The organism is Paenibacillus sp. Marseille-Q7038 (genome assembly GCF_965111595.1).
The window spans coordinates 3,230,319-3,253,850 of sequence record NZ_CBCOOM010000001.1 but is presented as its reverse complement, the minus strand read 5'-3'; the positions used below and the strand labels follow the sequence as shown (position 1 = coordinate 3,253,850).

Sequence of the window (23,532 nt, the reverse complement as noted above, 5' to 3'; positions counted from 1 at the left end):
AAGGACAACTCTTATGGGGCGGGAAGACCATTGTCGGCGGCTTGGGGGATTGATCGGAGTAGAACTCACTAAGCGCTGGGTTGGCTGGTCCCAATCGACGGGGGACGATTTTGTGTATCCGTTGATGCTTGGTCTTGGTATCGGAAGAATCGGCTGTTTCCTGACAGGACTGGACGACCATACTTATGGTACGCCAACGACATGGATTACGGGTGTGGATTTTGGAGACGGGATTTACCGTCATCCAGCGCGACTTTATGAAATTTTCTTTCTTATGATATTGGCTATTCTGCTTATACCTTTGTATCGTCAAAGCCGGGGAAAAAGTAGCAGTGTTACTCAAGAAAGATATGTATCGGGGCGGATGTTTCAGTGGTTTATGGCAGGATATTTACTGTTTCGTCTGGGTATTGAATGGATCAAACCAACGCCACATCCTTATCTGGGACTGAATAATATTCAGCTCGCCTGCATCGCCGGTTTGCTCTATTATGCTTGGCTTATTTATGGCAAGAAGAAGGTAGATCATCACATAACGAATACCAATATGCAGGTCTAATCTGTATTTAACAGGAGGAGCGATTTCATGCCTAACCGTCCTTATCTCTATCACGAGCTGACAAACAGTATATGTACGACCTGTTACCGCAAAGTAGAAGCCAAAATCATCGAAGAAGACGGTAAGATTTACATGGTCAAAAGATGCCTTATTCACGGACCGGAGAAAGTGCTTATCTCCACCGATGTGGAGTATTATCACCGGACCCGTAAGTTTATTAAGCCTTCGGAAATGCCGCTCGTGTGGAATACCCGATCAAGTACGGATGCCCTTATGACTGCGGGTTATGTCCAGATCATGAGGCGATAGTCGCCTGACCTTACTGGAGATTACAGATCACTGTAACCTGCAGTGTCCGATCTGTTTTGCAGAATCTTCCCCGCATCGCACCTCGTATCGATCACTTGCTCAGATTGAATTTATGTTAGACCGTATTATAGAAAACGAAGGCGAAGCAGACATCGTGCAAATCAGTGGAGGCGAACCGACGACACATCCTGATTTTTTTGAAATTTTGGATAGGTGTAAATCGCGTCCCATCAAGCATATTATGGTGAACACGAATGGAATTCGCATTGCACAGGATCGGGAGTTTGCTCGCCAGTTATCTGAATATGCTCCTGGGTTTGAGGTTTATTTGCAGTTCGACAGTTTTGAAGCACATGTACTGAAAGAACTACGAGGGGCAGATCTAAGAAGAATTCGCCAGCAGGCAATTGATCATCTGAATGAATTCAATATCTCGACTACACTCGTTGTTACCCTAAAAAAAGGGCTTAATGATGGAGAGATCGGTGATATTATTCAGTATGGACTTCAGCAGAAAGCAGTTCGTGGAGTCACGATCCAGCCCATTCAGGCCGCAGGCAGACTCGAAGGATATGACCCTGCAACCGATCGCCTGACGGTAAGTGAAGTGAGACAGATGATTATTGATCAATCGGAAGTATTTGAGGATGATGATATTTTGCCGGTTCCATGTCATCCGGACTGCCTGGCAATGGGATATGCGCTGAAGCTTGGCGGACAAGTTATCCCGCTGACAGGAATGATCGATCCGGGCATTTTACTCGAAGGGGACAGCAATACGATTATATATGAACAAGATCCCATAATCAGAGATAAAATGTTTGGGCTATTGTCGACCGGACACTCGCCGGAATCTTCTGCTCTATCGCTGAAAAGCCTGCTCTCTTGCCGCCGCTCGCGACTGTTCCCGAAGAGATTACGTATGACAACGTATTCCGGGTGATCATATGCAGTTCCTCGATGCGCACAATTTTGATGTGCGTTCTGTCAAAAAGTCCTGTGTTCACATTGTCCATCCTGATGGACGTATTATTCCTTTTGATACATATAATCTATTCTATAGGGACGATAAGGAAGAGTCGCTGAAAGAACGGAAAAATGAGATTGTAACCGCATGGGATCGAGATACCAAGGTCGTACCAACGAGTGAGAATTAGATTTTAGGATAGAGAAGGGTCGGAGAGCAGAGATGCGATCCGGCTTTTATTTTTGTGTGAAGAATTTATCGGGATTATTTTAATGTAATGTCACATTTTGGGATTCCAGATTGTTATATAGGCGTGGAAAGGAGGGAGAGGCATCTTTGAACTCTATACAGCGGAACAGTACAGACGATCGTGAGCAATTACATTTAGATCATATGATCCAGAGGATACAGCAGGGAGAGACCGAGCCCTATAGAGTCATTGTCGAGAAGTATCAAAGGCAAATCTATGTGTATTGTTATACTTATTAAAGCAGACCGAAATGACACAGGATGCAGTCCAGGACATTTTTATTAAGGCGTATGAGAACATGCTAAGTTACAAAAGCCCTGGTTCCTTTTCAGCTTGGCTCTACAAAATTGCGTACAACCACTGTATGAATCTCAATAAAAAGAAATTCCGAGATGTAGAGTGCTCCAATTCTTTAAGAATACCTACTCGGCAGAAATGGCATACAAGAAGGATACCCAAAGCACTGACAGATTAGAGATACTAATGGATTATCTTTCTTTTGATGAAAAACATATTCTCCGCTTCGCGCAGTGGAAGACTACTCCTATGATGAGATCGGACAAGTCATGAACATCAAGGCGGCTACGGCGAGAAAGAAATATGAGCGTATACGTAAAAAACTGATCAAAAGAAATGGGGAAGGCGGGTCGCGTGTATGAAGAATCATTTACATAAAAAAGAGGAACCCATGGATCAGGTCATCCGAATGATACGAGAAAAAGAGATGCCTCTCGATCTTACGGATCGGGTGATGGAGGAGATCTATCAAAATAAAACGAAGCGTAGGGGGAGAAAGAAGATGTGGAAGAAAATTACAGTTTCAACGATTGCGGTACAGATCAGCTGTCATGGTGATTGTAGGGAGTGGATTTGTGTCACCAACGATGGCCGATTCGTTACAGCAAATTCCCGGGATGAAGAGTGTATTTGCATTTGCGGGTGACCTTGGGCTCAGGACCGCTTCCGAAAAAGGTCTAGCGGATAAACCAAATGTAAGTGTAGTTCAAGGGAATACCAAATTTACGGTCCCCGAACTCATCTATGATGGTACGAGGGTCTCACTGAGTTTAGAACGTATGATACTGGACTCTTCGGTTCAAGTGGGAGAGAAGTTGAATGATGATATAAAGAATATAAAAGCCGCAGATTGACGGGAAAAATATTGAAAAGTATGCCCCAAATAAAAGTATACCTACATTCATGTACCCTGGAGCCACGCAGAATTCTACAATAATAGAGATATCCGATCTTCGAAACCAGCAAGAGACTGCCTTTCCCGAATCTTTTATACTCACAGTAAACTTGGATATGAAAAACCTAGAAGAACCCGTTGTCATGAATATTCCTGTCAAAAAGAACAGCGAGGACACGGTCGATATTTCTCCACATGTAACCAAGACGGAAGGGATTTATACGGTAACCTTGAAGAGAGTAGAGTTATCACCAATAACGACGAATATCTCGACTCACATCGTTCTTCCTGAGGGAGTAAAATATGATCCGCTAACGATGAATATTGAGTATGAAGTGTTGGATGACAAAGGTAATGACTTGAGATCAATTACTGGAAATGCACATTATGAAAGAAACGGAACTGAGGTAACAGAAGATCTTCGGTTAGAACCTTTTTCCTCTGTCCCCTCTAAGATTATTATCAAGCCTTATCAGTCCAAGCGTAGTGAAACAGAAGAAGGATTATTTAAGTATGACGAGGAAGGGAATATCATGAAAACTATTTTCCTGAACTTGAGTTCGAAGTGGATATAAAGGAATAGGAGGTATAGAGCGATCCATTAAGGGTCGCTCTTGTTGTTTTCTAATTTTCCTTTTTATGAAGTACATAAGATAGAGAAGTTTTAGAAGTTAAAGGAATAATGTACGATGTAATATTTTCCATTATTTGATAGAATTTATTCACCTTAACTAACAGTGAGAGTGAATCCTTATGGTGAAAATAATGGTCTCACCTGATCAGCTGATGGAAGTTGTCAGACACTTCTTAAACCAGCGTCAGGAACTGGAACGGATGTGCAATCAATTAGACAAGCAAATTTATTTTATAAGTGAAGGCTGGTCAGGGGCGACAAAAGAACGTTTTTTTCAGGAGTATTTATCGGCCAGGCAATCCATGGGTGTGACGATGGAGAAGATTTCGTCGATTGCCCAGCAAACTGAACTTTATAGCCAGAAGTTTTGCTGAAGCGGATGGTGAAGGAGGATCGGCGATCGTTATGCTAGCTTACCTCCAAAAGTGGAGGCAAAGCTAGAAAGTGGTGTTGATTATACTGCCTCTGCGCTTAAGGGGGTAGGAGCTACGATCGAAGGGCTCTTTGACGATGCAGTTGGTACAGTAAAGAGTTTTTGGGAGAGTCCCTTCGGAACAGTATATGATATAGGATATGCATTTACAGTTGGGAGAGCAGTCGATGCATTATTAGGTGCACGCTTTGCATGGGATTATGCGTGGGGGACAGGAACCGCACGATCAGATGCTGAACAATTGTTAGAACAAATGAAGCGAACAGAGGAAGAAAAAGGTAGAGGGTATTATACTGGCTATGTAGCAAGTCAGGCGACTTCTTATTTAACGATAGGAAAGCTTCTAAAGCATGATGAACCGGGTGGTTCGGGAGGTTCAGGTGGAAAGGGGAAGACTGAGGGGACGGGTGATGCTAGTGACATTTATAAACATCAACAGTATAAGCATTCACTTCTTATAGAAGATGTTTTGTCTAACTCTGATGTTATTATTAAAGGCGAGGATTTATGGGATAAAAAGGCTCGAAGGATACTAACTAATGACGGAAGTGAAATTGAAGATTGGGCTAAAATGACATCAAAGCAACAGTATGAAACCCCATATGGAAAGGGAGAAATTCATTTTTATCAAAATCAAAAAACAGGAGAAATTAGTCCATTTGATATTAAACTTAAAGTATCTAAACCTAAGAAGCTCAGAGAAAATGAAAATGACCTATTCTGGATAAATGAATTGGACGTTGATTTTAATGTTAAAGGAGTAAGATAAATGAGAGTATGCCTTAAAAAGGATGCCGAGAGACAAGAGAATCTATCAGTGATTAAAAAGTATATAGTTTATTCTGTGGAGACAAGCAAAAATGGTGAGGAATTTTACAGGATAGAAAATGATGTAAATCAAGTGGTGCCTTATTCAACCTCCTTATTTGAAATAGTATCTGATAAAGTGAATCCAGATTGGATATTGTGGAACAAACCCAATAATAGCTCAGCCTTATTACCGAAGCAATTTGCTTATCTAAGTTTCTGGGAGGATTATTACAATGATGAATTAGAAGCTTTAAAAAAATTCAATTTGGTTAAGGAAAAGTTATTACAAGAAGAACTAGAAGAGAATGAAGTGCGTGAGATTATTGAAATGGAGAATGAAGAGAAGATTACATTCATTCTTAACTTCCTTTTTAAGTCAAAAGATAATAGGTTCATTAATCAAGTAATTCACTATATAAAATCAAACTTAGAAAAAAATTATGGGGTAGATAATACTACACTACTTGCATTTCAATACCTTAGTCTTTTCAATCAAAGTGAAGTAGAAGACTTTTTCCTTTATTATTTAACTAACATTGAGTTAGGAAATGACCAATTAACTGCAATAGTAAATGAATACTTTAGTAAAAAGTAAATGAATTGTACGATGGACAGTCTCGCTGCTTGTCTAAATGCCAATATTAATGTGGGGCTGCCTAGATGATAGATTCTGAAAGGCCGTTTGAATTGCGAGAAAAAAGATAAGGGTGAGAAGAGAATCATGGCAGTTTTTGTATTGATGTTAAAGGAATTTGAGGACGAAGATAGAGTAGTATATTAATATGGACCAAATGAAAATTCGATGGGGAAAATTGAATATCAACCAACTTTCGTCAATTGATTCAATCGAATTTGCTGATGATTTCTTCTTTGAAATAGCAGGGGTGACGTATTGCAAGAATGATGATTAACCGATTAACTCCGTATTGATGCCAGACTATATGATAAAGAAATGTACTTAATCCTTTTACTGGTCGGGAGGACGAAGAGTAGGTATACATTTCTGCTGAGGAAGTGATATGGATGGATAAAGAAAGTTTATTAGAAATTTTGTTAGACCCAACAACAAGTGAGGCAGAGAAAGATGATGCAGTAATTGAATTGGCAAATAACTTCCAGGATACTGATACAGTTGATACTTTAATTAAGGTCTCAAATGATAGTAATTACGATGAAATGATTGTAGCATGTTGTGGTGAGTCTATAGCAAATATATGGTTAACTAATAAACAAATTGATTATGAAAAATTGTCAAACTTAAAAGGAATTGCATTGACTGAAGCTTTGTCTTTGATTAAAGCTCAACGCCCTGATTGGTATAAGACGCTATCAGATCATATCAAGGTTAGAAAGATAACTCCAAAGGAAACCTTTAGAGCTATTTTGTGACTAAGATGATTTTATTTGCTAACCAAACTCATATTTCAGTTAGAAATATCAACAACAATTAAAGAAGTTTAACTGAGGATTACCTCTTAAGGGTGTCTTAATTCTAGAGAAGGGATCGTAGTGAATATATGAAACATTTGTAATTACATATTAGCGATTGAATATTAAACACTACATGTATCGATTGTGAAGTAGAGAAGACTAAAGCATGAATTGTGATCAAGTATAAATATACAATCAAGTATTAGAGAAACTTGATGAAGTCAGTTTTTAGAGGAGGCTTAACATAGAAAAAGAAGGATTCGTATCTCTGTGGGTAGGGTGTCCAATCTTCCGAGGAACTGGATAGATTACGTGTTGTTTCTTATTCAGATGAAGGAGATTTTATTTCATCTATTTTTGCTAAACACTTTGAGATTCGTAGATATGATGATGCAGTAAGAGAAGCAGAATATTATGAAGAAGCAAGTAATGATCTTAATCAATTACTTGAAGGATTCTCTTATGATGAAATTGTTGAAGCTACAATTCATTCCAAATACCTGAGATTCTTAGGTACGGTAGAATATCATTAATGGGGCTACCCAGTATCGAGTGACCCCATCGTTCAAACAATAACACATCTAACCCATGTAATATCCGTATAAAGATTTCACCATTTTGTTTGTACGCACAGTAATGCTTGAAAAGCATAACCTAAATAACGCTAAAGCGTTAGATAATACAGGTCGATTATGGTCAGATACCACCGTGATTGGCCTGTTTTTGTTGTGTTCAGTTTCTTGCAATTTATTAAAATTTATTCGCAACTGTAGATTACCCTGTGGCGATAGTGAGAGAGAGGAAGAAACTTTCGCACCTTTCAAGATGGAAATCACGACAACTACAGTAAAGGTGTTATGCAAAGAATAGGACTTTGTTGAGGGCAACGTAACTGATACCTTATATTGGAGTAGCGAGTACCTTGCCAAGTGTGCATATATAAGTCATGCAGGTTGATGTTAAGAGTTCGGCATATCTGTTCCAATGTATCGAAGTAAGCCGATTAGCATTTAAATACTCACGAAGTCGTAATTGAAAAGGATTAAAGAAATCCCAATATACATCTGATTAGTTATTTAGTTTAGAGTGGACAGATCTCCTTCCGACAGGTATTGATTTAGAAGTGTTTTTAATAATTTTATGAGTTAAATTAATGTTAGATTGAGATCGAGAGGAGAATGATATAAAACGTGCGAACCTATAATAAGCTAGTAAGGGATTTAATTCCGAATATCATTCAGTCTCAGGGTAAACAGTGTAAGACTTTAATTCTAGACGAGGAAACTTACAAGTCAGCACTGAGAGCAAAGCTGGAAGAGGAACATAGAGAATATCAAGAAGCGGAAACAGATGAACTTGCTAATGGAGAATTAGCGGATATGCTGGAGGTCATTTACGCACTTGCTTCTGTTCATGGTATTAGTGAAGAGGAGTTAAATAAGATTCGTAAAGAGAAGGCGAATCAGCGAGGTGAATTTAAAGAAAAGATCTTTCTCGTGGAGGTGGATAAGTAGAGGTAGTGATGAAAGTCGTATCTATTAATTCACTGAATTTTCCTTTTTATGAAGTACATAAGATAGAGATGAGATAGAAGTTAAAGGAATAATGACCGATGTAATATTTTCCAACATTTGATAGAATCTATTCACCTTAACTAACAGTGAGAGTGAAATCCTTATGGTGAAAATATTGGTCTCACCTGACCAGCTGATGGATGTTGTCGGACACTTCTTGAACCAGCGTCAGGAGCTGGAACGGATGTGCAATCAATTAGATAAGCAAATTTATTTTATAAGAGAAGGCTGGTCAGGGGCAACGAAAGAACGGTTTTTCCAGGAATATTTCGACGCTCGTCAATCCATGGAAGTAACAATGGGACGGATTTCATCCATTGCTCAGCAGCTGAACTTTATAGCCAGAAGTTTTGCTGAGGCGGACGGTGAAGGAGGATCGGTGATTGTGATGCCTAGCTTACCTCCAAAAGTGGAGGCAAAGCTGGAAAGTGGTGTTGATTATACTGCCTCTGCGCTTAAGGGAGTAGGAGCTACGATCGAAGGGCTATTTGACGATGCAGTTGGTACAGTAAAGAGCTTTTGGGAGAGTCCCTTCGGAACAGTATATGATATTGGATATGCATTTACAGTTGGGAGAGCAGTCGATGCATTATTAGGTGCACGCTTTGCTTGGGATTATGCGTGGGGGACGGGGACTGCACGATCAGATGCTGAACAATTATTAGAACAAATAAAGTAAAAAGAGGAAGAAAAGGGAAGAGGGTATTATACTGGCTATATAGCAAGTCAGGCAGCTTCTTATTTAACGATAGGAAAGCTTTTGAAGAAAAGCCACGTAAAGAATAATGATTTGGTTAGCTTGAGTGAAAAGAGTAAGACTGAGGGGACGGGTAATGTTCAGACTGGTGGAAGAGAACTTTCAGTTGATGAATATTTAAAGCGTCTTGATACGGCTGATGCAATGTATGAATCCTTTAGGAAATCAAATGTAGATATTCAGAGTATTGCTAAAAATACAGGTATGCCCGAAAATAGAATTGAAAGAATAAAAAATCATGTGTTTTTTAAAGAGCATATTAAAGAGCATGGTGTTGGACGATTTGAAGCAGATTATGAAATAGGACAAGCATGGGATAGACTTCAAAAAGGGACATTTAAACAACAAGATATTGACTTATTGAAGCATGAGCTTTTTGAATCAAAGTTTGAAGGTATTTTTAAAACAGACTATAGGAGGGCACACGATAGAACTGTTGATTCTGGCCGTTCGTGGCATCCACCTGAGGAGGAATAAAATGGCTTCATATGTATTGCTATTAAAAGATCACGAAGATGACGAAACGGTTGTTTACAGATTTGGTCCAAATGAAGATATTATGGGGAAGATTGAATTGAATAAGATAACTAAGAAGTTTACTGAGCTAGAGTCTTTACCTGATCCTAATATTCCAAATAAATTTTATTTCGATAGAGCGGCTCAAAGACTTGTGGTTTGCTTAGTTAGGGAGGGGGGGGAATTTCCGGAAAGAACAGCATTTGAATCATGATTATCTAGGTCTTGAAATGGTGGGAATTGGACTATCCAGCGTCGAAGAAATCAATCACCCAACCAAAAACATATAACTTATGTAGATCCCTGTCTTTTCACTTGTACACACAATATTGCTTGAAAAGCATCACCTAATTAAACTAAAGCGTTACATAGAACAGGTCGATTATGGTCAGATACCACCATGATTGATCTGTTTTTTTAACTTTGCTTCTTGATATTTAAAAATCCAATTTAATAATTTTATTGATATAGAAGTATTTTGAATGATTTGATGTGTTAGATAAATAGATTGAGATCGAGAGGAGACTAATATAAACGTGCGAACCTATAATAAGTTAGTAAGGGATTTAATTCCGAATATCATCGAATCTCAAGGGAAACGTTGTAAGACTTTAATTCTAGATGAGGAAACATACAAGTCAGCGTTGAGAATAAAGCTGGAAGAGGAACATAGAGAATATCAAGAAGCAGAAACAGATGAACTTGCTAATGAAGAATTAGCGGATATGCTAGAGGTCATTTACGCACTGGCTTCGGTTCATGGTATTAGTGAAGAGAAACTAAATAAGATTGGTAAAGAGAAAGCCGATCAGCGTGGTGCATTTAAAGACAAGATATTTCTCGTGGAGGTAGATTAGTAGAGGCAGTCATAAAAAACATATCTAGAAATTCACTGAATTTTCCTTTTATGAAGTACATAAGATAGAGATTAAATAGAAGTTCAAGGAAAAATGGCAGATGCAATATTTCCATTATTTGATAGAATCTATTCACCTTAACTAACAGTGAGAGTGAAAGCCTTATGGTGAAAATATTGGTCTCACCTGACCAGCTGATGGAAGTTGTCAGACACTTCTTAAACCAGCGTCAGGAACTGGAACGAATGTGCAATCAATTAGATAAGCAAATTTATTTTATAAGTGAAGGCTGGTCAGGAGCGACAAAAGAACGGTTTTTTCAGGAGTATTTATCGGCCAGGTTATCCATGGGTGTGACGATGGAGAAAATTTCGTCGATTGCCCAGCTGAACTTTATAGCAAGGAGTTTTGCTGAAGCGGATGGTGAAGGAGGATCGGCGATCGTTATGCCTAGCTTACCTCCAAAAGTGGAGGCAAAGCTAGAAAGTGGTGTTGATTATACTGCCTCTGCGCTTAAGGGAGTAGGAGCTACGATCGAAGGGCTCTTTAATAATGTAGTAGGTACGGGAAAGAGTTTATGGGAGAACCCCTTCGGAACAGCATATGATATAGGATATGCATTTACAGTTGGAAGAGTAGTTGATGTATTAATAGGTGTACGTTTCGCATGGGATTACGCCTGGGGGAGTGGAACCGCAAGAGCCGATGCAGAACAGTTTGTAGAACAAATGAAACAAGATATAGAAGAAAAAGGTACAGGATATTATGCGGGCTATGTGACAAGCCAGGCAGCTGTATATTTAACGATAGGGAAGCTGTTGAAGAAAAGTCAGCTTGATGATCCAGGTGGTTCGGGAGGGAATAATAGGCCTGAAGGGATGCCTAATGGTAATAAAAAATTCTCAGACATGAGTGCTGATGAACAATTAGCTATAGCAAAGCAGTATTCCCAGAGAGCACCAATCGAAATACCAGAAAACACGAACATGAAGGCGAAGTCAATGGCTGATGGTTATGAGCAAATAACCTACAAATGGAATGACGGAACATATAAATACGAAGTAAGATGGCATACTAGAACTTCTGGAGCACCTGTTGACCAAGGAAACACTTGGGTAATACAAAGAACAGTCCCAGGTAGTGGTGGGAACAAACCACAGTCCTTCTTCAAGATTGGGGAAAATGAGTGGATCGAAGGGTACAAATGGTATGATGCAATTGCCGCTAGAAAAGCTGGAACTGCTACTCCAGAACAAGTTAGAATTTTAGACCAAGGGCATTGGAAGGAGTAAAATATGAAAATGGAAATAATTAATGATTCCTACTATGCAGGGTTTGAAGGCGAGCCTGAAATTGCTTTTATCTATGAAAAGTTCAATGAAAGAAAGATTCTTAAAATGTGGACGGGTTACTTTGAAACTATATTAGATTTAATGTGCCATTATGAAGCTTACAATGATGGTATCTTGCATGAATATTACGTTCATGAAGGTTGGTACGAAGAAAGTCCTTGGGAATTAACAAATCTTGATACTACTATTAAGTTATTTAAATCATTCAATTTAAAAAGGTTAGATGTGAAGGCAGTTGAAGCCTCTCAGAATATCGTACCCATACTGCCTGAAGTTGCACGTGAGATTACGCAGTTTTTAGAACAAGCTAAGAGTAACGGAAGCAATGTATATATAGTTTATGATTAATCTTATATGTTCCACACCGTGAACTGCCATTAAGCGGGTGGGAGATCCGAACGAAATTTATAAAAAACCTCTTTCCAAGCAAATAACGAGGAAAGAGGTTTTCTTATTCATCAATACACTTATCCCTGCAAAACTTTATTCAAACTTTGCGCCGTCTCGTTAAGTTTCACAATACTCTCTACCATATCGGTAACTCGTTCCTGCTGCAGTTCAGCACTGGCAAGAACTTCTTCTACAGAGGCAGCGGATTGCTCCGTCACAGAGGATACAGAATTTAGTTCATCATTAATTCGAGCAGAAGCTTCCTGGAGCTGACTATTGAGGTTCTGCAGGTGGACAGCTTGTTCCATCACTTCATTATTGTTGATGTCAATATTCGTAAAGAGTGCTTCAATAATATCAGTAGAAGTCGCTCCTGCCATCGATGCTTCTTTGCCTTCGGAAATACGTATGGCTGCACTGCTCACATCTTTCTGAATAGAGGACAAAATTTCGGCAATATCGGCTGATGACTGCTGGGTAGACTGGGCTAACTTACGAATTTCAGTAGCAACGACGGCAAAGCCTTGTCCATGCTCACCTGCACGTGCCGCTTCAATGGATGCGTTTAGAGAAAGCAGGTTCGTTTGTGTGCTGATTTCCTGAATAGCAGTGAGAATCCCGCCAATTTTCTTGTTTTCATTATTCACTTTTTCGATCATTTGCGTTGTATCTTCCACAATTTCAGATACGAGGTGAATCAGAGAACTCAGTTCAGTAACCTGAATCTTGCCATCCCTTGTTAACTCTACGGCTTTACGAGCTCGGTCACTTGTGGTGTTTGAGGCATCAAACGTTCTCTGCACAGATTCATTTAATTCATGCATTGCAGAACTAATGTCAGACACACTATCTGCTTGAGATTCCATCCCCGTTGATATTTCTTGAAAAGCAAGCAACACCTCATTGTTAATCTTTCCTGCCATATTCGCATTTTCGTTAAGTTCTGCTCCCGACGTAGTGATTACGTTAGATACTTGCCGTACTTCAGTCATGAGCAGCTCCACCTTTTGTCTAGCCTGTTCCGATTCTTGCATGCTTGATCTCATATTTATCAGCATTCGTTTTCCAATGGTGCTTTGACCGAGCAGGGTTATCCAAGTGACTAAATAATAGGCGTTGATACCTAGTGTATTTTCACCAACATAGATGACAAAGCAGAAATAGATGAGCACAGCGAGTCCGATGATCCCGTTGAGAAGCAGTGGCTTCATATCCATATAGAGAGAGGTTAGAGCCAGTCCAAGCAACAGAATGACATAATCTCCGGGAGATTTACTAGCATACATAAAGGTAAAACAAATGACATTAAATCCAACAGCGACAAAATACATCGTTTGATTCACATACCACTTCTTAAGATAGAACAGGGTGCATATTGCTACTACAGGAATGGCAGTGTATAGGATCGCGAGTATGATATCCAAACTTCGGTAACTTGCGGCGAGCCCAAGAGTTGTACAAATCCATAACAATCTAACCATGAGTCCATTTCGTTTATGCAATTCACTTAATTCTTGCGTCATTCCTTATTTCCTCCCGATTTAGGTGATGATTTTTTATTAGGGACCACTTGTTATAGAAATGTTCCTGCAACGTTTACGCGTTCGTTTCGCTCTTATGAAAGGTTCGCCATATACGTAGGTAAAACGGACTCTATAATAAAGGCCTATTTACTATATCGTCTGAAATACGGTCATATCTTATAGTCAAAATTTACAGTTACAATGAGATTTTATATAGATGAATAGGGATAGTAATCTAATCTTTCTTCTCGTACAATCGTAAAAAAACACCTAAGCCCCTTAATCCTAAGGGTTAGGTGTAGATGGAGTGACACTATTTTACTGATATACTCGGACAGTTCCGGCTCCAGTAATGAGCCTTGCCTCATTAGCTCCGTTACCAACGGTATGGTCCGGTTCAGATGACTCTGTTTGTTCGATCACTTCTCCTAGCACTTCAATTTTGCCGGAGCCCGTCCCGGCTAGGAAGGTAAATGTTTCGGGAATATCTGTTTGGAAAAAGATATCGCCCGCCCCCGACTCGGCATTCAACTGGCTAGTACTCACTTGTTTCATATCAAGGTTACCTGCATCAGTTTTGATCTCCATCGCTTTGGTGTTTAACCGTTCCACTGTAATATTACCGCTTTGCGTGATGAGTGAAATATGTTCATATGCTTTTTCAGGAATAATAAAGGTTAGATTAAGTTTTACATTATTTGAACTCGTATTGATATGGCTTGAGTTAGTATCCGTTTCACCCGGTACTCGCACCTCTGCAAACAGAGTTTGGCTATCTGTTGAGAGAACTAGTTCGGGTGCAATCTCTTCATTCACTTCTTCGTTATTTAGAGTAGCGGTAATATGGTCCGTATTAGGTTCCATTTTGATAAAAATATTTCCCGTGTAGTGCTGACTCACTTCAATCGAATGGATATCTGCTGCATTTAATTCTTTGGTATATGTACTTCGTCCAGCAGCTGAAGTGGGGGGAGGGTTCACTCTGTTATCCTGATCGGAATTTTGGCTCGGATGAATAGTAGTATCGTTTTGAACAGATGAGTCACTCTGATTAGGCGGATGATCATGATCCTCTTTACCGCAGGCACTAAGGACTAACATGGTAGACAATAGGGCGAAAAATAACTTCTTCATATTACTTCACTCATTTCGATTATAGTTAGTTGGGTCTTATGGTTACATCTAATCAATGTATACCCATAAACTATAGAATTGAATGGATGTACTAAGTTGTAATGTAGCCAGTAATATGCGAGACGTTGCACTTCCTATCAAAGGAGACGCAATTCAAGATAAGCGCCTCGTTTTCCAAGGGCGCTTTTTTCATGCTTTGTAATTTTAATTCAATAATATGAATGTATAATATTGGATATATAATCTGTAGCAGTAATGGGGGAAGAAGCGATATGGAACAGAAGAATGAAGAGAAGTTTGAACATCCGGATAAAACTACAAAGAAAAAGATCGAACCGGTAACGATAAGTGAACTATTTACCTTGGGGCGAAAGCCTGCAGAGAATTTGGTATATCTTTTGTTTTGGACTGGGATGATTGGGATCATATATCTTGCAATTGAATTCGGAAAATATATTGCAGAGAACTTTCCATACATGAAGATCGTCTCAAGAGACCTAAGTGTAACTACCAGAGTAGAAACAGATAATGTTCTTCTTGGTTTTGTTGCAGGTGCAATAGGTTTGGGTGTTCTGTTCGTCCTATGGAAAGTATGTTGTGAACTGTTACTCCTCGTATTCAAATCTCTTCAGAAATATGTAGGATCGGACAATTGAAAATGAGAGGTCTCACTTTACTAATTGTTTTGATTTTTTTGACCACTGGATGCAGTAATCACACAATCCAAAAGGTAGACTCCCCTGCTGGTGAATTTCTAACAAAACAAGGCTATGAAATCATTCGGCAAGAAGACAAAGTTTATGCACGTAGGCTTCAAAGGGAAGATCTCACGCAGCTGCCGCATCAAATGTATTGGAGTGTTCAATCGGTGGAAGCCGCTTCGTATATCGGGAAAATGATTTTTACTTCTCAATTCTATGTTAAGAATCATCCATTAGATCAAGCCCCTGACAACCCTAAGGGCCAAACGATCGTATATATAATGCAGACTGAGAACGAGGTGATTGGCGGATACAGCTTACCGGATTCAGACGTCCCTGTTGATGGATGGGTGTACTCACTCGATGGACGGACACTGGAGGAGTTTTCGGGACTGAATTACGGTACATGGAAACGAGAGTGGGATAAGAAGTACAAGTAATAATACAAAAGGACACTTGTTAATTGAGGAGGACTTCCAATGAACACAATTACATTTCTACCGATGAGCCATCAGTATGCTAACGCCATTGCTACTTGGACGTATCCTGAACCTTACTCGCTGTACAACATGGATGATGAGGAAGAGACCTTGGACGAACTTATGGACGGTAGCTATTATGTCGCACTTGATGGAAAGGAGAATCTCATTGGGTTTATTTGTACTGGAGAAGCAGCAAGGGTTCCGGGAGGATATGCAGCAGGAATCTACAATAATGAAGAGGAGCAGATCGATATAGATTTAGGGATGAGGCCTGATCTAACTGGAAACGGGCAGGGTGGACTATTTTTAAAAGAGAGCCTTTCTTTCATTCGTAATCTTACGAACCATTCGCCGTTACAGCTCGTTGTTGCCACTTTCAATGAACGGGCTATAAAAGTATATGAGGGAGCTGGATTTCAAAAGGGTCAAACCTTTCTTAGCAGGGATCGGGAATTCGTAGCGATGAACCAAACGTAGTCATAGAATAACGGCACCCCAATTTTTTAGATGTTGTCTAACAAATTGGGGTGCCGTTCGAGTTAATGGCAGCTGAGTTACCAGACAGCTTCACATGGATTTTTAATATGTTCGAAGATCGTTCCTTAAAATTCTTTCCCTCGTACTTTTGAGAAAACCTTGGTATCTGATAACTCCCCATAGACATCCAGACTGTCTCCGCGTAGAATTCCTTCAAGGACAAATCCGTTCCGCTCGGCTACTTTTGCGCTTTTCACATTTCTTGCGTCGCAGCGAATTTCGATCCGATTGGCCGCAAGTTCATTTATCGCATAGTTCGTTATGGCGTTTACTGCTTCGCTTATATAACCCTGCCCTGTATAGGAGCTTCTAACCCAGTAGCCGATCTCGAATTTACGAACATCCCAGTCAATCCGGTGCAGCCCGCTGCTTCCAATCAATTGTCCATTTTCTTTGGAGAATAGCATAAGTCGTAAATCGGAACGCTCTAAAAATTTCAGATGTGCCTGTCTGATGTTGATCTCAGAATTTTCTGCGGTAAGCTGATCATTCGCAAATGGCATCCACGGCCGTAATTCTTCCATGCTTTCCTGGACTGCTTCATAGGAGGCTGCGCCATCCCCAAATAATGGTGCACGGATGATTAATCTTTTACTTTCAAAGGATTCTGGAATCGTGAGCATGATTTTTTCTTTAGTCTCATGGGTCATATCGCTAGACCTCCAGTGGAAAAATTTCTCATAAACATAACATGAAATGTATTTTACTGGCAAACAGATGGTTATGGAATATATGAAACTACCATTTTTGATGGTTAATCAAGTCGCGAGATGTTTTTCTTACGATACTTTTATGGAAATGAATGAACAATATCGTGAACTCTATTCTAAGGAATTACTAGAAACTTATATCCACATAAAAGACTTAGACAAACTAGATACAGAGCAAGTGGGCTCTTTTTGCCGATTAATATTACGTGAAGATATGTGGGCTAAAGTATATTATCCTAGAAGAATGAAAGTTTTTATCGGGTATGACTATCTAATGGGAATCCATACCTCTAGGTCAATAGATTCCATGATTCCGTTAATCGAGCAATTGGGATTGTTCGTTGAAGAACACTAACCCTTTTAATAACTTGAAGGCAGGCCAAACCAAGTATCACATCAAATCTCTTAATTCGTTAGATTCACCCGATATTATACATAACCATAGTAAAGTAACCCACTCGCTAGTTTTCACGGGAGTAGGTTACTTTTTTTCTAAATAAAATTCTAATTCAAACGCACTTTGTACAGATCTACCTAAATACGGTACGTTGCAAAAGGCTTGGCGTGAATGAACGGCTCACTGATCTGATCCAGTTCAGCGCCGAGATTTGAATTCATATCAATCTCAAGGCTTTTGATATTATCGTCTAGCTGTTCCGTTTTTGTCGCACCTACGATAACCGTCGATACCGCTGGGCGGTTCATGAGCCACGCAACCGAAAGCGCACTTGGGGAATAGCCCTGGGAAGCGGCAAGGGCACTTACCTTACGGCCTAACTCCAAATTATGCTCTTCCAAGAACCGATTGAAGTTCGGATCCGTCTCGGCACGGGAACCAGATGGAGTACTATGTTTGCTTGTATACTTCCCTGTCAGAATGCCTCCTGCAAGCGGGAAGTAAGGGATAATACCGACACCTTGGTCAAGACACATCGGTACGAGTTCAAGCTCGGGCGTACGATCCGCGAGGGAATAACTGGTTTGAGTAGATATATAACGCACGAAATTCCGCATCTCACTAATACCGAGTGCCTTCATGATCTCCCAAGCAGCATAGTTAGAAGCACCAATGTAGCGTACTTTACCGGAACGGACCATGTCATCGAGTGCTCGAAGGGTTTCTTCCAGAGGGGTGTTGGGATCAAAGGTATGAATCTGATAGAGATCCACATAATCGGTTTGGAGTCGTCTCAGGCTGTTCTCCAGCTCAAGCTGTAGATGATAGCGGGAAGACCCACGTCCATTAGGCTTATCGTCTTTGACAAGTCCTGCTTTTGTAGCCAGTACAACCTGATCTCGTTTCCCTTGCAGTGCTTGTCCAATGATTCGTTCTGATTCGGTCCCCGCATAAATATTGGCTGTATCAATAAAGTTGATGCCATGATCAATGGCGTGATGGAGAATACGGGCCGAGGTCTGCTCATCCGCTCTCTTACCAAAAGAATTCGTGCCAAGCCCAAGCTGAGAGACTTGAAGTCCACTCTGACCTAGATAATTATATTTCATTAGAACAGTGCTCCTTTCGAGATCTTCAGTAGGATTAGTCAAAATATATCGATAGACATTAAGTATATTATTTCCAGAGATAGAGAGCAAAAGAGGTAGCGGAGTAGGAGCAATACGACTCGTTTATAGCGGGAAAGGGTCTTTTAAGAATTCAACTTGTCATTTTAATGAGTTATGAAAATTGATTTAGTGGACTATTAAATTTTAGTATAGAATGGAAAAAAAGGAGGGTATATGTATGATTATCGTAATTCCCTTAATTATTTTATTTTTAGCTATGGGCACCTATTTCATTGTGAGGTCAAAAAAGGAATCTTCAAATAAAGGTTTCTATCAATGGATTGGAATTTCTTTAATTGTGATGACTCTCTTTTTTGTTCTGCTTGGTTCTTATCAATTCATTGCTCCAGAGGAACATATAGGACATTAGCAGTTACCATATGAAATCTCGGAGTTCTTATAAAGAAAGGTAAGCCCCCGATCCATTAGAATTAGGGACTTACCTCTTTATATTTATATCCAATTCGATGAATTAACCAATAAAACGTACATGTGTGATCAGTCCATCTTCAACACGATAGATAGGAACCGCATACAGCAGATCTGTTCTTCCGCTATGTCCGCTAACTTCTTCATGATCGATGACATAAGGACCGTTTACAATTCGAGTCAGAATCTTCGCATGCAGCTCAGGACTAACTTCAAATGTCTTCGTATATCTAGTGCGAATCTCTTCTCTGTTCGTTTGTTGTACGTTGCCCGCAGCATCTTCAATAACACAATCGGGATGATAAGTACGAAGCAAAGCTTCAATATCACGAGCATTGTAAGCTTCAAGCTGAGCATCAATAACTTGGGTGATGGACATAGGTAAGTCTCCTTTACGTATGGGAAGATGGTAAATGATGAATTCGTTTGATCAGAATATAACAATTTTTACCACATCAATCAACTACTATTTTAAAGCGATAAAGTTGGCGGCGAAAAGTGGTATTTAATCTACATTATAATTATATGGAATGAGTCTTTTTGCCGAGTAGTGATCCAATCCATGTAATTAAGCCAATATACAGTGGATAGAGGAAGATCATAGCAAGAATGATGATGCCAATAGCCGGAAGCGGAGATTCAGCTGGATTTGTGAGGGGAAACAGCCGTGCAAATACAGTGATCATGAGATAAAAGTAAGGTAGCCACAACAACATGATCGAAAAGTTTAATATACGTGGTCTAAGCCACTTACTTGTAAGCCAGATACATCCACCAGTTACGAGGAGAAATAATACCCAAGATAAGATCGTCACCGCCGTATTTACTTGATCTACATCCAAGCCTGTTATTCTTACCATACGGTATATATTTACTTGAAATTCGATTAGTATAAATAGAAGCAAGGCATAGAGAATACTTACGATATTTAGCTTCATGAAATATTTGATAATGTAACTCACACTCCTATAATTTCCGTTCCACATGATACAAATTATTACATAATTTGACTAGTTTCATCAAGAAGTAGACATAAAAAATAATGAGGAGTTGGATTTCTTTGATTCTATCTAAAGATACCCACAAACATATTACAATTGGACACATGACGTTATTTATTCCTGATTATGAACTAGAGCGCTACTTATTAATAACAACAATTGCGAACCAATTCGGAGTACAGACGAATACGCAAGCGGGCCTCTTATTATTAGACAAGATTCGGGGAGAGGAAGAAGGGTTGCTGGATCAACTTACCTTCGAATATGACGATGGGGGAATTATTGTTCATTCTAGCGAGGCCCACGCGGAGGCGATCCTTCAAGTGATTTTCTTGGCACATGACCTCATGGTTCCACCTTATCAGATAAATTTATCTAATGAAGAAAAGAATAGGGCAATCGATTACTGCAAAAAATGGGTTAGACCAACCCCGCAGAAATGGAAAATAGGTGATGTATTTACGATTCCTTTAATGAATGAAGATTATGCCTATGGACAAGTGGTAAAGGAAACGACAGAGAAAAATCCAGTGTGTGTACTCTATGAATGTTGCTCTGAAGAGGTATTGGAGCCTTCTTATGTCATAACTCAGCGTCCGATTGCAATCATATCAGTATTAGGCGACCAAATACATAATTTTACCTTTCAGGTGATTGGGAATGCCCCGGTACTTGTTACAGGAGAAGAAGAGTCCGAACATCCAGGAAGTAAAGTGAAACGTTTTTCCGATTCTTTCCTTACCCAATTAGCGAACGCATATCATGGACTCACGGAATGGGATGATCCTATGCAGGATAATGAGGCATTTCTTTTACCAGGAGTAGATGGGCCATACGATAACGATTCAAGGCCGATACCGAATAAGGTTGTTGATGTCATTCCCGGTGAGCGTATTGGAAAACTCTATCTTGGAATGAGTGAAAAGGAATGCCGTGCAGTATTGGAATCTTATAGGAAAGAGCATCTAAAAGGTCTTTGGAATTATTCGTTTAATGATGTTTTTCGCATCGACTATGATCAGGAGGGAAAGAGTTCCTTCATAGAGATGGTGACGGGTTACGAACCGGAACTTCTTCAAGTCCGAATCCATTTGCCGGAACAGACGGTGGATGCTTTTCACACGAAAGCCAAGATGCTCATTCCGATTATTGATAAAGTATCGCCGTATGATCGGTCCGAAGAAGACAATGGGTATGCCTATTATTTTAAGGAGTTAGGTCTTGCGTTGTGGAGAGGAAATGTACTTGAAGAAGAACAAATAGAGGAAGCTTGGTATAAGGAAATGTGTGCTGAAAATCAGCAGGACGAGCTGCGATTTATGTATTTTGAGACAGTCAGTGTGATGGTTCCAGATTATTATAATCCGTCCTGAAACTTGACATTAAAAAATGGAATATGGTATATAAAAGGAAGACTTAGCACTCTCAATATCAGAGTGCTAAAATAGGTTAACGAGTTGAAGGGAGACTATTCATGACAACGAAACAATTCCAAGCGGAATCCAAGCGTTTACTTGAAATGATGATTAACTCCATTTACACCCAGAAAGAAATTTTCTTGCGGGAACTGATTTCTAACGCAAGTGATGCGATTGATAAAATGTACTATAAAGCTTTGGTGGAAGATCAACTGACTTTCCAGTCCGAAGACTACTTTATTAAAATTACGGCGGATAAAGAAAACCGCACCCTAACGATTTCCGATACAGGGATCGGGATGACGCAAGAAGATCTGGAGAACAACCTCGGGATCATCGCGAACAGTGGTTCTTTTGCGTTCAAGAACGAGAATGAACTGAAGGACGGACACAATATCATTGGTCAGTTCGGGGTTGGTTTTTACTCTGCGTTCATGGTGGCTGATAAGATTTCGGTCATTACGAAAGCATGGGGAAGCGAGCAGGCTTACAAATGGGAGTCCGAAGGTGCAGATGGATATACCATTGAATTAGCAGAGAAAGACAGCGTAGGTACCGACATTATTCTTCACATTCGTGAGAATACAGAAGAAGATTCTTACGATGAATACCTTGAAGAGTATCGTCTCAGAACCATCATCAAGAAGTATTCTGATTTTATCCGTTATCCAATCAAGATGGATGTGAAAACACAGAAACCGAAAGAAGATGCAGAGAACGAGTTCGAGGAAGTTACCGAAGAACAAACCGTGAATAGCATGGTGCCGATCTGGCGTAAAAATAAAAACGAGCTCACGAATGAAGATTATGAGAACTTTTATTTTGAAAAACGTTATGGTTTTGACAAACCGCTGAAGCACGTTCATATCAATGCAGACGGTGCAGTTGTATATAATGCAATCCTGTTTATACCTGAGAAAACACCGTTTGATTACTACACAAAAGAGTATGAAAAAGGTCTTGAACTTTACTCTAATGGCGTTCTAATTATGGACAAGTGCAGCGACTTGCTGCCCGATTACTTCAGCTTTGTGAAAGGGATGGTAGACTCCGAGGATCTATCACTCAATATTTCTCGTGAATTGCTGCAGCATGATCGTCAGCTGAAACTGATTGCGAAGAATATCAAGAACAAAATCAAATCCGCACTTCAATCCATGATGAAGGATGAGCGCGATAATTATGTGAAGTTCTATGAATCCTTTGGCAGACAGCTGAAATTCGGTGTATACAATGACTACGGTATGAATAAAGGTGATATTCAAGATCTACTCCTATTCTACTCTTCTAAAGAGAAGAAACTTGTGAGCCTTGCTGAATATGTATCCCGTATGCCGGAAGATCAGAAGTATATTTACTATGCAACAGGTGAGTCTGTAGAGCGTATCGACCGCTTGCCGCAAACGGAACTTGTAGCTGATAAAGGATACGAAATTCTGTACTTCACAGATGATGTGGATGAGTTTGCAATCAAGATGCTTCAGAACTACCAAGAGAAAGAATTCCGTTCTGTATCGAGCGGTGATCTTGGATTTGAAGCGGATGCGAATGAGCAGGAAGCGGAAGCGAAGGAAAACGAGAATAAAGAATTGTTTGAACAAATGCAGGAGCTGCTTGCCGGTAAAGTGAAGAAAGTCAAAGCTTCCAAACGTCTGAAATCTCATCCGGTTTGCTTGTCTGCTGACGGGGAAATCACAATTGAGATGGAAAAAGTGCTGAATGCCATGCCAAATGCAGATGGACAGCAAGTGAAAGCCGATAAAGTGCTGGAAATTAACGCAAACCATGAAGTCTTTAGCTCACTGAAACAAGCATTTGAGAATGATAAAGAGAAGTTTGCTGTGTACACAAGCGTACTGTACAATCAAGCGCTTCTGATTGAAGGCTTGCAGGTCGAAGACCCTGTGGCTTTCACTAATGATATTTGCAAAATTATGGCGTAAACTACGTTTCGATATAGTGCAGATTGCAGAAAATCCCTCAGTCCTATAGGACTGGGG

General features: G+C 39.8%; 31 protein-coding genes and 1 pseudogene. 26 read left to right on the top strand and 6 right to left on the bottom strand.

Translation table 11 applies throughout. The features are described 5' to 3' along the window. Positions 1-49: 49 nt before the first annotated feature. The 19 genes and pseudogenes from ACWPWY_RS15505 to ACWPWY_RS15415 all read left to right on the top strand — a co-directional run bounded on the left by ACWPWY_RS15505 (position 50) and on the right by ACWPWY_RS15415 (position 11,989). Positions 50-559 (top strand): prolipoprotein diacylglyceryl transferase, encoded by a 510-nt coding sequence (locus ACWPWY_RS15505; protein WP_454192474.1) that lies wholly within the window; start codon positions 50-52, stop codon positions 557-559. 27 nt (positions 560-586) lie between these two features. Continuing rightward, positions 587-2,025 (top strand): annotated as a pseudogene (locus ACWPWY_RS15500) (radical SAM protein). A gap of 146 nt (positions 2,026-2,171) precedes the next feature. Then, a complete protein-coding gene (locus tag ACWPWY_RS15495; RefSeq protein WP_454192473.1) occupies positions 2,172-2,324 on the top strand; it encodes a hypothetical protein in 153 nt (50 codons plus the stop codon). Between the two features lie 11 nt (positions 2,325-2,335). Next, on the top strand, positions 2,336-2,560 hold the full coding sequence (locus tag ACWPWY_RS15490; RefSeq protein ID WP_454192472.1) for an RNA polymerase sigma factor: 225 nt from the start codon (positions 2,336-2,338) through the stop codon (positions 2,558-2,560). A 55-nt stretch (positions 2,561-2,615) separates the two neighbouring features. Next, on the top strand, positions 2,616-2,744 hold the full coding sequence (locus tag ACWPWY_RS15485; RefSeq protein WP_454192471.1) for a sigma factor-like helix-turn-helix DNA-binding protein: 129 nt from the start codon (positions 2,616-2,618) through the stop codon (positions 2,742-2,744). 189 nt (positions 2,745-2,933) lie between these two features. Continuing rightward, complete coding sequence (locus ACWPWY_RS15480) at positions 2,934-3,236, top strand: DUF4179 domain-containing protein (protein WP_454192470.1); 303 nt, start codon at positions 2,934-2,936, stop codon at positions 3,234-3,236. 184 nt (positions 3,237-3,420) lie between these two features. After that, positions 3,421-3,852 (top strand): DUF5643 domain-containing protein, encoded by a 432-nt coding sequence (locus tag ACWPWY_RS15475; RefSeq protein ID WP_454192469.1) that lies wholly within the window; start codon positions 3,421-3,423, stop codon positions 3,850-3,852. Between the two features lie 178 nt (positions 3,853-4,030). Further along, on the top strand, positions 4,031-4,285 hold the full coding sequence (locus ACWPWY_RS15470; protein ID WP_454192468.1) for a WXG100 family type VII secretion target: 255 nt from the start codon (positions 4,031-4,033) through the stop codon (positions 4,283-4,285). A 51-nt stretch (positions 4,286-4,336) separates the two neighbouring features. Continuing rightward, positions 4,337-5,113: a hypothetical protein gene (locus ACWPWY_RS15465; RefSeq protein WP_454192467.1), complete on the top strand. Its 777-nt coding sequence runs from the start codon at positions 4,337-4,339 to the stop codon at positions 5,111-5,113. Then, positions 5,114-5,749, top strand: a complete 636-nt coding sequence (locus ACWPWY_RS15460) for a hypothetical protein (protein WP_454192466.1) — start codon at positions 5,114-5,116, stop codon at positions 5,747-5,749. It begins immediately after the preceding gene. A gap of 428 nt (positions 5,750-6,177) precedes the next feature. Beyond that, a complete protein-coding gene (locus ACWPWY_RS15455) occupies positions 6,178-6,543 on the top strand; it encodes a hypothetical protein (protein WP_454192465.1) in 366 nt (121 codons plus the stop codon). A 341-nt stretch (positions 6,544-6,884) separates the two neighbouring features. Next, on the top strand, positions 6,885-7,118 hold the full coding sequence (locus ACWPWY_RS15450) for an immunity 22 family protein (RefSeq protein ID WP_454192899.1): 234 nt from the start codon (positions 6,885-6,887) through the stop codon (positions 7,116-7,118). A gap of 657 nt (positions 7,119-7,775) precedes the next feature. Next, a complete protein-coding gene (locus ACWPWY_RS15445) occupies positions 7,776-8,099 on the top strand; it encodes a nucleoside triphosphate pyrophosphohydrolase (protein ID WP_454192464.1) in 324 nt (107 codons plus the stop codon). A gap of 163 nt (positions 8,100-8,262) precedes the next feature. Further along, positions 8,263-8,838, top strand: coding sequence for a WXG100 family type VII secretion target (locus ACWPWY_RS15440; protein WP_454192463.1), 576 nt, complete (start codon positions 8,263-8,265; stop codon positions 8,836-8,838). 81 nt (positions 8,839-8,919) lie between these two features. Then, positions 8,920-9,393, top strand: a complete 474-nt coding sequence (locus ACWPWY_RS15435) for a hypothetical protein (protein ID WP_454192462.1) — start codon at positions 8,920-8,922, stop codon at positions 9,391-9,393. 1 nt (position 9,394) lies between these two features. Next, on the top strand, positions 9,395-9,646 hold the full coding sequence (locus tag ACWPWY_RS15430) for a hypothetical protein (RefSeq protein WP_454192461.1): 252 nt from the start codon (positions 9,395-9,397) through the stop codon (positions 9,644-9,646). Positions 9,647-9,968: 322 nt separating this feature from the next. Further along, positions 9,969-10,289, top strand: coding sequence for a nucleoside triphosphate pyrophosphohydrolase (locus tag ACWPWY_RS15425; RefSeq protein WP_454192460.1), 321 nt, complete (start codon positions 9,969-9,971; stop codon positions 10,287-10,289). A 164-nt stretch (positions 10,290-10,453) separates the two neighbouring features. Next, complete coding sequence (locus tag ACWPWY_RS15420) at positions 10,454-11,581, top strand: WXG100 family type VII secretion target (RefSeq protein WP_454192459.1); 1,128 nt, start codon at positions 10,454-10,456, stop codon at positions 11,579-11,581. 9 nt (positions 11,582-11,590) lie between these two features. After that, on the top strand, positions 11,591-11,989 hold the full coding sequence (locus ACWPWY_RS15415; protein ID WP_454192458.1) for a hypothetical protein: 399 nt from the start codon (positions 11,591-11,593) through the stop codon (positions 11,987-11,989). 119 nt (positions 11,990-12,108) lie between these two features. Here the strand turns inward: ACWPWY_RS15415 and ACWPWY_RS15410 are convergent, their stop codons facing one another. Further along, positions 12,109-13,554, bottom strand: coding sequence for a methyl-accepting chemotaxis protein (locus ACWPWY_RS15410; protein WP_454192457.1), 1,446 nt, complete (start codon positions 13,552-13,554; stop codon positions 12,109-12,111). 318 nt (positions 13,555-13,872) lie between these two features. Further along, the gene (locus ACWPWY_RS15405) at positions 13,873-14,688 is read right to left on the bottom strand and encodes a DUF4097 family beta strand repeat-containing protein (protein WP_454192456.1); all 816 of its coding nucleotides are present in this window, start codon (positions 14,686-14,688) and stop codon (positions 13,873-13,875) included. A 272-nt stretch (positions 14,689-14,960) separates the two neighbouring features. Here ACWPWY_RS15405 and ACWPWY_RS15400 point away from each other — a divergent pair, with 272 nt between their 5' ends. From ACWPWY_RS15400 to ACWPWY_RS15390, 3 genes are read left to right on the top strand one after another with little or no spacing between them, the layout of a single operon-like run. Continuing rightward, on the top strand, positions 14,961-15,344 hold the full coding sequence (locus ACWPWY_RS15400; protein WP_454192455.1) for a hypothetical protein: 384 nt from the start codon (positions 14,961-14,963) through the stop codon (positions 15,342-15,344). Continuing rightward, complete coding sequence (locus ACWPWY_RS15395) at positions 15,341-15,829, top strand: hypothetical protein (protein WP_454192454.1); 489 nt, start codon at positions 15,341-15,343, stop codon at positions 15,827-15,829. Before ACWPWY_RS15400 ends, ACWPWY_RS15395 begins: the two co-directional genes overlap by 4 nt. A 39-nt stretch (positions 15,830-15,868) precedes the next feature. Further along, positions 15,869-16,348, top strand: a complete 480-nt coding sequence (locus ACWPWY_RS15390; protein WP_454192453.1) for a GNAT family N-acetyltransferase — start codon at positions 15,869-15,871, stop codon at positions 16,346-16,348. Between the two features lie 125 nt (positions 16,349-16,473). Here the strand turns inward: ACWPWY_RS15390 and ACWPWY_RS15385 are convergent, their stop codons facing one another. Continuing rightward, positions 16,474-17,058: a GNAT family N-acetyltransferase gene (locus tag ACWPWY_RS15385; protein WP_454192452.1), complete on the bottom strand. Its 585-nt coding sequence runs from the start codon at positions 17,056-17,058 to the stop codon at positions 16,474-16,476. 82 nt (positions 17,059-17,140) lie between these two features. Here ACWPWY_RS15385 and ACWPWY_RS15380 point away from each other — a divergent pair, with 82 nt between their 5' ends. Further along, the gene (locus ACWPWY_RS15380; protein ID WP_454192451.1) at positions 17,141-17,473 is read left to right on the top strand and encodes a hypothetical protein; all 333 of its coding nucleotides are present in this window, start codon (positions 17,141-17,143) and stop codon (positions 17,471-17,473) included. A gap of 179 nt (positions 17,474-17,652) precedes the next feature. On the opposite strand, the gene ACWPWY_RS15375 is transcribed toward ACWPWY_RS15380, so the two are convergent. After that, positions 17,653-18,624, bottom strand: a complete 972-nt coding sequence (locus tag ACWPWY_RS15375) for an aldo/keto reductase (protein ID WP_454192450.1) — start codon at positions 18,622-18,624, stop codon at positions 17,653-17,655. A gap of 238 nt (positions 18,625-18,862) precedes the next feature. Between ACWPWY_RS15375 and ACWPWY_RS15370 the strand changes: the two genes are divergently transcribed. After that, positions 18,863-19,054, top strand: coding sequence for a hypothetical protein (locus tag ACWPWY_RS15370; protein ID WP_454192449.1), 192 nt, complete (start codon positions 18,863-18,865; stop codon positions 19,052-19,054). A gap of 102 nt (positions 19,055-19,156) precedes the next feature. Here the strand turns inward: ACWPWY_RS15370 and ACWPWY_RS15365 are convergent, their stop codons facing one another. After that, entirely contained in the window at positions 19,157-19,492 is a 336-nt protein-coding gene (locus tag ACWPWY_RS15365) for a nuclear transport factor 2 family protein (RefSeq protein WP_454192448.1), read from the bottom strand. A gap of 142 nt (positions 19,493-19,634) precedes the next feature. Continuing rightward, positions 19,635-20,075: a hypothetical protein gene (locus tag ACWPWY_RS15360; RefSeq protein WP_454192447.1), complete on the bottom strand. Its 441-nt coding sequence runs from the start codon at positions 20,073-20,075 to the stop codon at positions 19,635-19,637. A gap of 98 nt (positions 20,076-20,173) precedes the next feature. Between ACWPWY_RS15360 and ACWPWY_RS15355 the strand changes: the two genes are divergently transcribed. Continuing rightward, complete coding sequence (locus tag ACWPWY_RS15355; RefSeq protein ID WP_454192446.1) at positions 20,174-21,487, top strand: Imm26 family immunity protein; 1,314 nt, start codon at positions 20,174-20,176, stop codon at positions 21,485-21,487. A gap of 101 nt (positions 21,488-21,588) precedes the next feature. After that, entirely contained in the window at positions 21,589-23,475 is a 1,887-nt protein-coding gene (htpG, locus tag ACWPWY_RS15350; protein WP_454192445.1) for a molecular chaperone HtpG, read from the top strand. Positions 23,476-23,532 lie beyond the last annotated feature (57 nt).